Genomic DNA, 13,434 nt, shown 5'->3' on the forward strand with positions numbered 1-13,434 from the left:
GGCGTCCTGGCCGAGCTGTTCCTGCGCGGCATCGCCGGGCAATACCGCGGTGATGGCGAAGACGATGGCCGAGACGGCCAGTAGCGAGATCAGCGCCAGACCGATGCGCCGCGCCAGCAGACGCAAGATGAACAGGTTCATGGTGTCTCCTTTCTTAGTTTGTAAATCAGGCCGCGAGTCGCACGTGATCGACTGGCGAATCACCCATCAGACGCCCGGTGGGATCTGGCAAAAGCCCTGGATCTGCTTCCGCTGCGGTATGGAACGCCTCGCGCTGAAAGATTTCGAAAAACGGTGGTGCAGGGCGCTCATGATCCGGGTTGATTCGTCTGGGCCGATAAAGCTCTCGAACGGCTTCTTCTCTGACATGGCAATGACTCCTGGAACGGGGGCCAGGGTCTTTGTGGGATGCGACATTGAAGCATGTGCGCTCAAGCAATTAGTGGGGTAATCCGGGCCATGACAGTAATAGCTGCGGTTTCATGTGTCCMATTTGGCATTGCATGCCGTGCGCTCAGCGCGCGTGCATGTGCACCGCAATATCGGTCGGGATTTACCCTAGGAGTGCGTCATCTTGGTGCGAGCCCKGATGCAGTAATTTTTTCCTATCAGATGCTCGCGTGTTCATCGCATCATGATTTCCCCTTTTCGCCCGGCGCTGCCACCACTGCAATGACATACGCCACGAATCCGCACGATGTAGACGACACGGCAGCCCTGGCGGTCCTGGACAATCTGCKCCGTGGCGAGCCGCTCAGCGGTCTTGTCGACCGTGTGAAAGGGTACTTAAAGATTGTGCGGCTCTATTCTGCTTCCAGGCGATGACCACCAAAACTACCGCTGTGATTGCCGACGATCATCCCGTGGTGCTCGCCGGACTGGCGCCGTACATGGCACGTCAAGGCATTGACGTCATGGCCATCGCGGATAGCGTCAATGGGCTCCTGTTGGAACTCAGGAAGCATGCATTGCTACTGCCGGATATCGTCATCATCGGCTATGACTATGGTGGAGAGATCGACGGGTTACGCCTGATAGAGCGACTACGCCGGATGTACCCCAAGGTGAAGATCGTKGTCTTCTCCGGKGCGCGTCCAAACGGCCTGGTTCGTCAATTGCTGGCGAAAGGTGCCCACGCGTTTGTCGCAAAATCAATGGATCTGCAGTTCGTGGCGGATGCATGTCAAGCCGTCCGCTCAGGTTCCAAGTACATCGACCCCGCCACGGAGAGGTTGTTGATTGCACCGCCCCACCTTTGCGAAGACCGGTGCGACGATCGTCTTAGCCCACGCGAACGCGAGGTAATTCGTCTCCTGGCGCAAGGCTATCCGCTTCAGGAGATTGCACGGAAATTCCAGCGCAGCGTCAAGACGATCAGTGTCCAGAAGTGCTCGGCCATGAGCAAGCTTGGGCTGCGAAATGAAATTGAACTGGCCATGTACCTTGTCAAGGACAGGCACGCGGTGATCGAGTCCTGACTACAAGCGGTGCGCTAGCAACCGTAGTGTGAAAAAAATGGGGCTGCCCAAGAGCAGCCCCGTACGGGCTCTACTGCAAAGCCATGGAAAGTGTCGATATATGCTGATGAACATACACGAGACAGCAGAGCTACCGCACATCCTAAGCCGATACTTGCCTGACGGATATAGGCGGTTGCCTAAAAGAAGCTTTAGATTAAATAGCAACACTGATGGTCAAACTACGGATTGTTAATTATCAAAAAACAGATGCAGAATCCGAGTCGCCCCAATTCGAACCGATACGAATTGGATACTTACTGTTCTTCGAGGAAATCATTTCATGAAAATCAATCTGTCGGCCCTTGCAGTCGCCTTGCTGGTGGTCYCCAGCGCGTATGCGCAATCGAACGTAACGTTGTACGGTGTTGCGGATGTGGGTATTGAATACCTGAACAAGGCCGTTGCTTCGACGGGTACCGTACCGGCCGGTGCCCAGGGAAACAATCTCTGGGCCCTGCAATCTGGCAACCAGTCCGGATCGCGCTGGGGACTGCGCGGCGTAGAAGACCTGGGTGGCGGCATGAAGGGCATCTTCCTGCTGGAAAGCGGCTTCAACCTGGATACCGGCACCTCGGCGCAGGGTGGCCGTCTCTTTGGTCGCGGCGCCTACGTCGGTCTGCAGAACCAGTGGGGACAGCTCACCCTGGGCCGGCACACGACGCCGTTCTATGACTTTGGCGTTACCTATGACCCGATGGCKATCGCGAGCCGCTATTCCATCGGTGCACAAGACCCGTTCATGGGCGGGGCGCGCGCCGACAACTCCGCCAAGTATATGGGGACGTTCGGCGGCCTGAGCGTGACTGGCCTGTATAGCTTCAACAATAACAACCAGGAGGTCGCGGGCAATTTCACCAACGGGCGTGAATACTCGTTCGCTGTGAACTATGCTGCGGGCGGATTCGCCGTTGGCGCCATTTACGACCAGTCGAACCGGTCGGCAGCCACGGCTCTTTCGACCAATAGTCTGATCAGACGGGCCGCAGTCGCCGGGACATACACCTTCGGTCCTGCCAAGCTCTACGGCKGCTACCGATATGCMCACGCGTTCAACGGTGCMACCCTGCCTGGTGTTGCGCTGACCAACACATTGTCGAACCTCGGTTGGGTCGGCGTTGGCTATCAGGTATCGCCGGCGCTGTCGGTCAGTGGCTCCGCGTACTACCAGAACCTGCGTCAGTCGAACGCCGGCAATCCGTGGCAGTTCGTTGCGCTGGTTGACTATGCACTGTCGAAGCGCACGGATCTTTACACGACGGTTTCATACGCACTGAACCGCGGCAAGTCGAATCTGGGGGTGAACGGGTTCAATGACCAGTTGGGTGCGAGCAGCGAAGCCGTGCAGCCGGGTGCAAACCAGTTTGGCGCTGTCGTTGGCATCCGCCACAAGTTCTGAGCTTAAGTCCGTTAGTGCAGACCCGGGGCATCTCCGGGTTCTTGATACAACTCCGTTCGGCTTCAGAGTTTCCAGGTTTGGAGCGCCGTCCGTCCCGGGACGGCTTCGCGTTGGCCGCCGGCTTCCGCATCGTGTCAGCCACAGCGGCGCAGCGTCAGGCCTCCAACTGCGGGCGAGAAAACACCGGAAATTGCAAGTTCAAAGCGTATTCGGCAGCTTCTGCCAGCGCTGCGATGCGATACTGTATCCGGATCGCGAGCCTGCTCTCGCTGTTCATGGCGAGGAAATACAAAGTACGTACCGCCGTAGCCGACAGCCATCACTGTCGTGGGCTATGCCKATTCCTTCGTCGCCATGATGCCCTTCAGACATCGCCACCGGTGATACCAGCCCGCTGGATCATCGGTTGATAATTTTCTAAACKCTCAGAGAAGTAGCCATGTCCGACATCGCGCCCATGAAACGGGAACCCGAGCTATTCAATCCGTCCGTGCAGTTTGTCAACAACGCGAACATTTCCGGCATGGAAGGCTACCGGGCGATGTGCGCTGCAGCCGAAGAAGATTACGAAGGCTTCTGGGCCYGGCATGCGCGCGACCTCATCAGCTGGCATAAGGCGTTCACCAGGACGCTGAACGAGGAGCAAGCTCCGTTCTACCGTTGGTTCGAGGATGGCGAGCTTAACGTTTCGTACAATTGCCTCGACCGCAATCTGTTGAACGGCAATGCCGAGAAGACAGCGATCGTCTTTGAGGCCKACGACGGCCATGTTACGCGGATCACGTATGCGCAGCTTCACGCAAGGGTCTGTCAGCTTGCCAACGGCTTGCGGGCGCTTGGCGTAGGGCGGGGTGATCGCGTGGTCATCTACATGCCGATGTCCATCGAAGGTATCGCCGCCATGCAGGCTTGTGCGCGCATCGGTGCGGTGCATTCCGTGGTCTTCGCCGGCTTCTCTGCCAAGTCCCTGCGCGAACGGATTATTGATGCCGKCGCGGTGGCGGTGATCACGGCCGACGAGCAGGTGCGCGGCGGCAAGCATCTGCCGTTGAAGTCGATCGTCGACGAAGCCATGGACCTGGGTGGTTGCGACACTATCAACAACGTTATCGTTTACAGGCGCACCGGCGCCAGCATCGATCTCGTCCCGGGACGTGACCGCTGGCTGGATACGCTGATCGTCGATCAGCCCATCACCTGCGCGCCGGAATGGGTCGGAGCTGAGCATCCGCTGTTCATCCTCTACACGTCAGGTTCTACCGGCAAGCCCAAAGGGGTGCAGCATGCATGCGGTGGCTATCTGCTGTGGGCGATGCTGACGATGAAGTGGACCTTCGACATCAAGTCCTCCGACGTATTCTGGTGCACGGCCGACATCGGCTGGATCACCGGCCACACCTATATCGCCTACGGCCCGCTTGCGGCGGGCGCGACCCAGGTCGTGTTMGAAGGTGTGCCGACCTACCCCAATGCCGGTCGGTTCTGGGACATGGTCCGCAAGCATCGAACCACGATCTTCTATACTGCCCCGACGGCGATCCGCGCGCTGATCAAGGCTTGCGACAAGGACCCGGACGTGCATCCGAAGCACTATGACCTGTCCAGCCTGCGCCTGCTCGGCTCGGTGGGCGAGCCGATCAATCCGGAAGCCTGGATGTGGTTTTACAACTACGTTGGCAACGGGAAATGCCCGATCGTCGATACCTTCTGGCAAACCGAAACCGGTGGGCACATGATCAGCCCGATGCCTGGCGCGACGCCGTTGCTGCCGGGCTCCTGCGCGCTGCCGTTGCCGGGGATCGTGGCCGCGGTGGTGGATGAATCCGGCAACKAAATGCCGAACGGACAAGGCGGAATCCTGGTCATCAAGCGCCCGTGGCCGTCCATKATTCGCACGGTCTGGGGCGATCCGGAGCGGTTCAAGACAAATTATTTCCCTCAGGAACTGGGCGGCAAGCTTTACCTGGCAGGCGACGGCGCGGTGCGCAATGAAAAGACCGGCTACTTCAGCATTACCGGTCGCATCGACGACGTGCTCAACGTCTCCGGTCACCGTATGGGCACGATGGAGATCGAATCGGTGCTCGTCGCTAACCCGAGCGTCGCAGAGGCCGCCGTGGTGGGCAAGCCGGACGAGACCACCGGTGAGGCCATCTGCGCCTATGTCGTGCTGAAGGGCGCCCGCCCTCAGGGCGAGGAAGCGCAGCGGATCGCCAGGGAGCTGCGCGACTGGGTCGCCAGGGAGATCAGCCCCATCGCCAAGCCAAAGGAAATCCGCTTTGCCGACAACCTGCMCAAGACACGGTCGGGCAAGGTGATGCGCCGGCTGCTGCGCAGCATCGCAAAGGGCGACCAGATTACGCAAGACCTGTCGACCCTTGAAGATCCTGCCATCCTGGAGCAGCTCAGGCGCGCGCAGTAATTTTGCGATCTGGCCGGCGCTTCGTACACAGGGCGAGGCTGGCCGGTCAATGCACGTTGGTCAGCAAATGACTATACGAGGAGACTCAGGAACTGATGGCGAACGTTGTCAAGCCCTAGCGTATGCTCGAAACGATCAAGGACGGGCATTGGAACTATCATCTGCAGGCAAATGAAGTGCTGAAGGCAGGGAACATCAAGCTGGACACGGAGGTCTGCAATGTCGCCTAAGCGACGATGGACGGCAATGCAGGAGCGTTACCCTTCGCTGGGTGTATTCGGGTACATCAACATGATGCTCAATTCGTCCATGCATCCCAGGACTCAGCACCGCGTTTTGGACTGCGTTGAGGAACAGCGCGTATGGGAGTGGCCGGGTTCGCCCGGMATTGGCATCACCCGTTTCGGGCGCTTCGAGCATTCCTGCTGTGTGACGTTCGCACGTAGCGGCCATCACGCCATGTACTACGTGTGCCAGAACGGACGCTATCTCATGGAAGAAGCGCCGACATTTGTATCCGAGTTCCATGCAGGCGATGAGTGACAGCATGCATCGTGCGACACGGTGCATGCTTTCGGGCAAAGCCKACAGTCTGCAGATCAACGCAGACCGGTTCGCTGCGCGGCGCGGTCAGTAGTCCAGCGGCTCCACTTCCACCCGTACGCGCGGTGCGATGGCGCACATCAGTTCATAGCCGATTGTTCCGGCTGCGGCAGCCACGCTGTCGATCGGAACGTGCCTGCCCCAGAGTTCAACGGACGTTCCAGGTGTGGCATCCGGACACCCGGTCAGGTCGACGGCGAGCATATCCATGGACACGCGTCCGACCGTCCGCGTATCGCGATTGCCGACCCGCACCGGCGCATAGTGCCCGATGTCGGATGAACTGGTGCGCGGATAGCCATCGGCATAACCGCAAGCAACGATGCCGATGCGGCGTGTGTCTGGAGCGACGTAGCGGGAGCCATAGCCCACTGATTGTCCGGGCCGCAGTTCCTGCACGGCCAGAATCTTGCTCTGCAATGTCATCGCTGCCCGCAGTCCTTGGTCCTGCACGTCCCGCCAGCAGCCCGAAGGCGAAGCACCATAGAGCATGATGCCGGTGYGCACCCAGTCGGTGCGGCTGTCTGGATGCCAGAGCATGCCAGCCGAATTCGCCACGCTGATCTCCCCTGGCAGTCCACGGGTCGCCGTGCGGAAGACTTCCATCTGCCCGCTGATGCCGGTCGAGCCGTCAGCGTCCGAGAAGTGGGTCATGTGCGTAATTGAACGAATGGCTTCGATGGCCCTGATTCGTTGCCAGGCTGCTCTGTAGTCTGACGGGCTAAAGCCCAGCCGGTTCATTCCTGAATTCAGCTTCAGGCAAACGTCCAGCGAACGCGGCGCCAGTTGGTACTCGGGCGCAAGCACTTCGAGCATGCGTAGCTGCGCTTCGCAATGTAGCGCCGTACTCAGGCGATGGGTGCCCAGCAAGGCGACATCGGCGTCGTCGAAGAAGCCCTCCAGCAGCAGGATCGGCTTGTTCCAGCCGAGCTCGCGCAACTGGATGGCTTCCTGCGGTTCCAGCAGCCCGAAGCCATCGGCTGCCTGCAATGCCGGGTAGACCCGTTCGATCCCATGCCCGTAGGCGTTGGCCTTCACTACTGCCCAGACACGGGAGGACGGCGCTGCGCGGCGGGCAAGCGCGAGGTTGTGGGTTAGCGAATCCAGGTGGATCGTGGCGACAATGGGACGTGGCATAGGTTGTMGGGATAGTGGGCGGGTCGCCTGGCACAGAAGGCACGGCATGCCTTGCACGGCACGCTGGAGGCGGGTCTCCCTCCGCGCCAGCTATTGCCGCGGCGGTGATGGATTTATGGCATTTTCTGGTGGTAATACTTCGCCCGTGACGGCGCCCTAACTCGCGTCTTCGGCGTGATGCCCGCTTCGTACGCCTTGAAGATTTCCTCGTCGCTTGCCGTCAGGTCGAAATCGACACATGCAACCTCGATGCCCTCCCTTTGCTGGCGCTGCTGCCATGCCGCGCACGCGCTCGGATAGTCCCACGCAGAAATCAGGACCTGGTCGTTGGCAGTGAGCGGTATGCCGAAAATGGCCGTGCTCAGACCCTCCGAAGTATTACGGTTCAGCGCGATTTCTTCCGGGCTGCAGTCGGCCAGTTGCGCGAGCTGCTGCTTGATGGCGGGGAGCTCGGCGTCGAGCTTGCTCCACATGTTGACATCCGGGTTATGGCTGACGAGGCGATAGGCATCAATCATTGCCTGTTCGACCACAAGCGGCGGGGGACTGACCGCGGCATTGTTGAGGTTCAGCAACGGCTGTTGCCTGGGATACGCGTCGCGAATGCGTTCCCAGAATGCTTCATCGGTGGCATGACTGCTGGACATTGGGTATTCCCCTGCCTTTTCCGTCATAAGATGGCGGCTGTTTCGACGTGGCTCAGCAGAGCGCCTGGTTGATGATTGCGAACTGCTTGAGCGCGCTATCCGCCGGCGGCACGCCATTACGTGCCATCGCCACGACGGTATCCACCTGAACCAGTCCCACCTGCGCGAGCCAGTMCTGCAGGCCGCTCGTTCCCGTGACATCCACTCGCACGAAAGACCCGGTGTAGGCGCCAGACCAGCAGGCAATCAAGGCTTTCGCGCGTTCACTATCGGAGGCCACCACCGGCCCGATCGCATAGCCCCGCCCGAAGCGGCGCATGACCGAAAATCCGACCGCTTCGCCATTGCGCTTCAGCACCACGGTCTCGGCCGTGGAGAGCAATGCCCTCAGCACTTCGCCCCGCGACATGCCGGTAGCGCGATTCCCCAGTTCGATGATCGTCTCGATATCGCCGGGCTCAAACGGATGCAGCGTTTCCCCTCCGGCAAGTGCAACCGGGTCGACGGCATTCATCGTGCCCTGATGCTGGTTGATGGTGCCGGTCGCGACAAAGCCGAGGCGTTCATACAGCGGCTGTCCGGCGGGGGTTGCATTAAGCAGCGTGCAGCGGTTGCCAAGCGCTTCCAGAACCAGGCGCATCAACTCACTGCCGATGCGCTTGCCTTGATGTGCCGGCGACACAATGATCATCCCGAGCGATGCTTGCTGTCCCTGCTTCCAGCAAAGCCCCGTGCCGATCGCCACGCCAGCTTGCTCGGCGACGAAGCCGGTTCCAAGGCGAAGGACAAATTGCCAGTCTTCGGCACGATGCGGCCAGCGCAAGGCTTGCGACAGCTCATGTGCGGCGGGCACGTCCTCTTCGCTCATCGAGCGGTAGGAAACTGGCGCATGGATATCGTGGCTTGGCATGGTGTCTTCCTTTTGAGTAAGCCGAATCAGCAACACGTCTGGCAGGACTACGAACTGAAGCAATCTTGCCACAGTGTTCCCGCCTCTTTACGGCGCAAATGCGATTCCACATGATCCCCTGACTGCCGCTTCATCACGCAGAGCTTATGCCGTTGGGTCAGCGCCATACCGCACAAATTGCTACGCCCACGCTCGTCCAATGGGCTTGCGGGATGCAGTCAGCTTTCGCACGGAAGGGGATTGACCGACGTCCATCAATAGCGACTTGTTCGGGATGCAGCAAATTATGCTGAACGGCACGTTAAATGCCGCTGTTTCTATGCGTGGACACTGTCCAAACGGGATACTTCAGAAGCTCGATGGTGCTGTAATTCTGTCCGGGGCGTAGGCGACGTCATGGCGGAGCTGATTCATGTCGGGACACACCTACACCGATCGAACTTTTTCCCTATTGAAGGTTTGCGCGGCTCATGGCTACGCAGCGTAATCCTCATTGAATCGCGAGAGCAAGTCATGTCGAATTTGCAGCAGGGTTCCACCGTGCGCGCCACGCCGGCTACCTTTGTCAATTTGCGCACGTTTGCGCAAGACCATTCCCTCGGTATTCCCTTCACCGACGCTTCCGAGGAAAACGACTTCCTTTTCCGCCGTCGCATGCTGGACTTGCCGCCGGGACCGGTAACCGTGGGCGTTATCACACTGGACGGCGGGTGCGGGTCGGTAAAGGCACAGCCGGCAGATGAACTCATCATCGTCTGCGAGGGCAAGCTGACGCTGACCCAGCCGGATCGCACGGTCGTGCTGGGTCCGGGCAACAGCGCTGTGTTGTTACATGACGCAGAGTTCGCCTGGTCTGCGGAGTGCCCGGTGTCGATCATCTTCATGCGCTACAACGACAGCCGCCCCGGAGCGCGCGCGCTGCTGCCGATCGCAGAAGAGCCGGCACTGGAGCCGTCCGGCGCACCTTCGGCCGCGTTGCTGCTCACCCCGACTCCAGCTTGTCGCAACTACACAGACTATCGCTCTCAGGACGGGCAGTTCGTCTKCGGCACCTGGGATTCGACTCCCTACCATCGTCGGGCGATGCTCTATCCCCACTACGAACTGATGTATCTGTTGGAGGGCAGCGTGACGTTTGAAGATGAAACCGGCCGTAGCGGGACATTTTCGCGCGGCGATATCTTCCTGGTCGAACAGAATGCGCAGTGCAGCTGGGATAGCCGTGAGCAAGTGACCAAGGTCTATGGAATTTTCCGGCCGGCCTGATTCGTATTGCGAGCCGTTGACGTTTACTGGTGGTCTCCGCTTCACTGTGAAGCCTTGCCCACAGGCAGTCATGCCTGTGGGCTTTTTATTTGATGGTGCCTTGGATGCGCTGCGCAATGAACTGCACCGCAGGCGGCATCATTAGCGTCCGACCAGCTTCAACAGGCGCAGGCCGGGATACATGCGGTCGATCTCCACCAGATCCTGGTAGGTCTCTTCGAGGATCCAGTCGCGCAGCCTGGTTACGGTAGGGCGAGGGGACGTGGGCGCCTGCTGCACCAGATAGCATTGCCGGTTCGCGACATGAACCTGCGCGATGGCCGGCACCAGCGCGCCCAGCCTCATCCAGTGGGTGACCACGTTCAGCCAGCCCGGCGCAATGCCCTGGCCGAGCATCGCCGTCTGCACCACGATCGAATAGTCGGAAAAATTCAGGTGGTAAAAGTCCCGGCTGCGCTGACCGAGCTCGGGAAACAGCGTCGGCCAGTCACGGTTGCTGTCGGTCAGGTTGATGAGGACGTCGCTGTCGCGGCCGGTATCGTCCCGATAGGCCGGGCTGCACACCGGCACGATGATTTCCGGCATCAGCAACACGCTGTTTTGCGCTGCCTCGCCTGGGGAAAAAAATCGCAGCCCCAGGTCGACGTCATGCAGAGGTCCGCCAACCTTCCCGGAGACCAGCTGGAACCGCAGGTCGACGCCGGGAAAGTCCCGCCGCAGCTTTTCCATGCGCGGCATGATCCAGTGCGTGGTAAAGGCCGTCGAAACGGAGAGCGTGACGGTCTCCAGTCCGGTTGCGCGCGTTTCGATTTCACTGATCGACGCCTGGATGACGTTGAAGCCTTCGGTGATGGCGCGATGGAGCAGGCGACCGTTCTCGGTCAGCTCGACGCCCCCACGTACCCGATTAAAGAGCCGCACGCCCATGCGGTCTTCCATGCGCGCCAGCATCCGGCTGACGGCCGGCTGGCTGACATAGAGTTCGGCGGCGGCCTTGGTCAGGCTGCCGCAGCGCCCGGCGGCCTCGAAGACGAACAGGGCATTGGCGCTGGGAAGTTTTCGCCGGAAATTTGCCATAACCTCAKATTATGTTCGGCCCAACAATTGGGATGTTGTCGTGCTGGCAGGGGCTCTCTACACTTTGTGCATCGTACAACKGATTATCKGGGCAAGGCCGTGTCTGTGCGTCACATCGGGTTATCGGCAGTCGAATTTGCCGGCGGCAAKGGAGGCGATGGCTACCTGGCCGCTCCTATTACATTGAACGCCAACGCGGCCTCGTCGGAACTGGCGCAGGCATCACCCGGACCGGCCGCGTCGGACGCATCACGGAACGTTTTGATCCCCCGCAGGGGCATCCTGGTGGACCCTGCCCACGCGGGCGCGCCTTGCTCTTCCGACCCCTATTGGCACCATGGCCTTGCGCCGTTCCCGAGCGCGGCATCCGAGCTGCCCGCCAAAGTCGATGTGGCGATCGTCGGCGCGGGATTCTGCGGCTTGTCCGCGGCCCAGACGCTGGCCAGGCAGGGTGCGAATGTCGTGGTGCTAGAAGCGCAGGGTTCGATTGCAGCGGAGGCGTCGGGCCGCAATGGCGGCCACGTCAACGATCCTGCGCACCACCATGCCGGAGGGCTTTCCGCAGCTTGCCGACGTGGCGATCACGCATTGCTGGGGCGGGTTGGTCGACATGACGCAAGACCGCCTGCCGCACGCCGGCGAGCGCGACGGTCCTTACTACGCGATGGGATTCAGCGGGCATGGCACGCAGATGGCCGTGCTGATGGGGCAGCGCATGGCCCGCGTGATGGCGGGGGATATCCTGGCCAACCCCTGGCGCATGCGCGACTGGCCTGCCATCCCGGGCCATCTGGGACCGCCGTGGTTCCTTCCCGCCGTCGGCCTGTACTTCAAGCTCAAGGACCTGGTGTCGTGAGCCCACTGAACCGGAAGTGGCCCGATCAAGCTTTGTTTCGATGTCTGGCACCGCGGTCGCCTCCATACGCGACCAGTCGGCAGTTTTCTTTCTCTTCTTTACTAGCGGAGGTATTTCATGGCACTCAAAGACTTCAAGGTACTTACGTTCGATGTGGTTGGCACGCTGATTGACTTCGAGGGCGGGATGCTCGACTACTTCCGTCGCGCCGTGCCCGGCAGCCCCATCAGCGATGAGGATTTCCTGGCCGCCTATCGCCGTACCCGCGCCGCTGACAAGACGATGTGGTATCCCGATGACCTGGAACGTTGCTGGCACCTGATGGCGCAGAGCCTTGGCCTCCCCGACTCCGACGCACTCGCCTGTGGCCTGCGGGACTCCGTGGTCAACTGGAAGGCGTTCCCGGATTCGGTCGAGGCGCTGAAGCGTTTGCGCAAACATTTCAAGCTGGTGGCGATGACCAACGCCCAGCGCTGGGCACTGACTCACTTCGAGAAGACGCTGGACTTCCCGTTCGACGACACGGTCACCTGTGACGATGCCCTGACGGAAAAGCCCGATCCTCAGTACTTCGCCTATGCGCGTGGCCGCTATGACGGCAAATGGGGTTACAAGCAGGCAGACAATCTTCATGTGGCGCAGAGCCAATATCACGACATCGGCATTGCGAAGAAGCTTGGGCTGAAGACCTGCTGGATCGAGCGCCGTCATGCACAGCCAGGATCTGGCGGCACCATGGAAGTGCCCGAGCTGACCAAGCCGGACTACCACTTCCACTCCCTGGCGCAACTGGCCGATGCGGTCGAGGACGATAAGTAACGCAGTCCTACCCGGAGGCGGTGTCGCTGTGTCGCACCGCCCTTGCTCGTCCGCCGTCTCGTATCCATCTCACTCCCTGATCTCCATGCCCATTGCCATCATTCCGCATTCCGCGTCTTGCAGTGACCTCACCGACGACGGTCCTGTCGGCAGACCGTTAAGCCAACCACCGTGCCGCACCAGCAGCTTCAAGTTTGACATCGAGAGCGCCGGACAGAACCGGGCCGGCCTTTGGGAATGCACAGTCGGCGCCTACGAACGGCAAGTTCCGGAAGCAGAAGTCATGCACATCCTTGCCGGTGAATGCCTGTTTACGCCGACGGGTGGGACGCCTATCCGGATCAAGACCGGCGATACGCTGTTCTTCCCGGCGAACACGACCGGCATCTGGKAGATCCTGGAACCCCTGCGAAAGGTCTATGTGATTCTGCAGTGAGCGGCACGCGAGYGGGGACGATCATTGCACGCTCGCGCATCTGAATAGAGCCACGAGGCGACGCATACGCCCCTCTCTCGCGTGCGAGTCGCAAGCGGGAGAGGGGGCAAACCGGCGGCACGCAGGCTTTGTCAGGCTGTGTTGCGATTACTGGATCAGTTCGTTTCCAGCAGCACCTGCGCACGCGCAAAGCGCTCGATGGCATAAGGCTCCAGCGGAATCGAGGTACGGCCCGTGGCGATCAGCTCCGCCATGGTTTCGCCCACGCCGGGGCTGATCGCAAAGCCCTCGCCATTGAAGCCGAAGGCGTAGTACAGGCCGGGCACCGTGGCGCTGGGGCCCATC

The 13,434-nt window shown here is 60.4% G+C and carries 11 protein-coding genes and 4 pseudogenes; 8 read left to right on the plus strand and 7 right to left on the minus strand.

Annotated elements, in window-relative coordinates:
• Together AC1DKV_RS38570 and AC1DKV_RS38575 are read right to left on the minus strand one after the other, a co-directional pair.
• Positions 1 to 141: pseudogene (locus AC1DKV_RS38570) on the minus strand (ABC transporter permease); the annotation flags it as partial.
• A 66-nt stretch (positions 142 to 207) separates the two neighbouring features.
• On the minus strand, positions 208 to 369 hold the full coding sequence (locus AC1DKV_RS38575; protein WP_441624247.1) for a hypothetical protein: 162 nt from the start codon (positions 367 to 369) through the stop codon (positions 208 to 210).
• Between the two features lie 452 nt (positions 370 to 821).
• Here AC1DKV_RS38575 and AC1DKV_RS38580 point away from each other — a divergent pair, with 452 nt between their 5' ends.
• The 3 genes from AC1DKV_RS38580 (at position 822) to acs (ending at position 5,338) form a co-directional block, all read left to right on the plus strand.
• Positions 822 to 1,478: a response regulator gene (locus AC1DKV_RS38580; protein ID WP_441624249.1), complete on the plus strand. Its 657-nt coding sequence runs from the start codon at positions 822 to 824 to the stop codon at positions 1,476 to 1,478.
• A 322-nt stretch (positions 1,479 to 1,800) separates the two neighbouring features.
• Entirely contained in the window at positions 1,801 to 2,916 is a 1,116-nt protein-coding gene (locus AC1DKV_RS38585; protein WP_477139546.1) for a porin, read from the plus strand.
• 439 nt (positions 2,917 to 3,355) lie between these two features.
• A complete protein-coding gene (acs, locus tag AC1DKV_RS38590) occupies positions 3,356 to 5,338 on the plus strand; it encodes an acetate--CoA ligase (protein WP_477139547.1) in 1,983 nt (660 codons plus the stop codon).
• A 630-nt stretch (positions 5,339 to 5,968) separates the two neighbouring features.
• Here acs and alr read toward each other — a convergent pair.
• From alr to AC1DKV_RS38605, 3 genes are all read right to left on the minus strand, one after another.
• Complete coding sequence (gene alr, locus AC1DKV_RS38595; protein WP_477139548.1) at positions 5,969 to 7,078, minus strand: alanine racemase; 1,110 nt, start codon at positions 7,076 to 7,078, stop codon at positions 5,969 to 5,971.
• 113 nt (positions 7,079 to 7,191) lie between these two features.
• Positions 7,192 to 7,725: an aminotransferase class V-fold PLP-dependent enzyme gene (locus tag AC1DKV_RS38600; RefSeq protein ID WP_441624258.1), complete on the minus strand. Its 534-nt coding sequence runs from the start codon at positions 7,723 to 7,725 to the stop codon at positions 7,192 to 7,194.
• A gap of 52 nt (positions 7,726 to 7,777) precedes the next feature.
• Entirely contained in the window at positions 7,778 to 8,635 is an 858-nt protein-coding gene (locus tag AC1DKV_RS38605; RefSeq protein ID WP_477139549.1) for a GNAT family N-acetyltransferase, read from the minus strand.
• A gap of 396 nt (positions 8,636 to 9,031) precedes the next feature.
• Between AC1DKV_RS38605 and AC1DKV_RS38610 the strand changes: the two genes are divergently transcribed.
• Entirely contained in the window at positions 9,032 to 9,901 is an 870-nt protein-coding gene (locus AC1DKV_RS38610; protein ID WP_477139550.1) for a cupin domain-containing protein, read from the plus strand.
• 141 nt (positions 9,902 to 10,042) lie between these two features.
• Here the strand turns inward: AC1DKV_RS38610 and AC1DKV_RS38615 are convergent, their stop codons facing one another.
• Positions 10,043 to 10,978: a LysR family transcriptional regulator gene (locus AC1DKV_RS38615; RefSeq protein WP_441624263.1), complete on the minus strand. Its 936-nt coding sequence runs from the start codon at positions 10,976 to 10,978 to the stop codon at positions 10,043 to 10,045.
• A gap of 390 nt (positions 10,979 to 11,368) precedes the next feature.
• Here AC1DKV_RS38615 and AC1DKV_RS38620 point away from each other — a divergent pair.
• The 4 genes and pseudogenes from AC1DKV_RS38620 to AC1DKV_RS38635 all read left to right on the plus strand — a co-directional run.
• A pseudogene (locus AC1DKV_RS38620) lies at positions 11,369 to 11,464 on the plus strand (FAD-dependent oxidoreductase); the annotation flags it as partial.
• 28 nt (positions 11,465 to 11,492) lie between these two features.
• Positions 11,493 to 11,834 (plus strand): annotated as a pseudogene (locus AC1DKV_RS38625) (FAD-dependent oxidoreductase); the annotation flags it as partial.
• A gap of 117 nt (positions 11,835 to 11,951) precedes the next feature.
• Positions 11,952 to 12,653: an HAD-IA family hydrolase gene (locus AC1DKV_RS38630; RefSeq protein ID WP_441624264.1), complete on the plus strand. Its 702-nt coding sequence runs from the start codon at positions 11,952 to 11,954 to the stop codon at positions 12,651 to 12,653.
• 85 nt (positions 12,654 to 12,738) lie between these two features.
• Positions 12,739 to 13,089: a cupin domain-containing protein gene (locus AC1DKV_RS38635; RefSeq protein ID WP_477139551.1), complete on the plus strand. Its 351-nt coding sequence runs from the start codon at positions 12,739 to 12,741 to the stop codon at positions 13,087 to 13,089.
• Positions 13,090 to 13,244: 155 nt separating this feature from the next.
• On the opposite strand, the pseudogene AC1DKV_RS38640 reads toward AC1DKV_RS38635, so the two are convergent.
• A pseudogene (locus tag AC1DKV_RS38640) lies at positions 13,245 to 13,434 on the minus strand (sarcosine oxidase subunit beta); the annotation flags it as partial.

It is taken from the genome of Cupriavidus sp. 05T41 (genome assembly GCF_056396525.1).

What these genes read in the sequence shown, in the direction of transcription:
- AC1DKV_RS38575 (WP_441624247.1), bottom strand. Translation starts at nt 369, where the DNA reads ATGTCAGAGAAGAAGCCGTTCGAGAGCTTTATCGGCCCAGACGAATCA.
- AC1DKV_RS38600 (WP_441624258.1), bottom strand. Translation starts at nt 7,725, where the DNA reads ATGTCCAGCAGTCATGCCACCGATGAAGCATTCTGGGAACGCATTCGC.
- AC1DKV_RS38615 (WP_441624263.1), bottom strand. Translation starts at nt 10,978, where the DNA reads ATGGCAAATTTCCGGCGAAAACTTCCCAGCGCCAATGCCCTGTTCGTC.
- AC1DKV_RS38630 (WP_441624264.1), top strand. Translation starts at nt 11,952, where the DNA reads ATGGCACTCAAAGACTTCAAGGTACTTACGTTCGATGTGGTTGGCACG.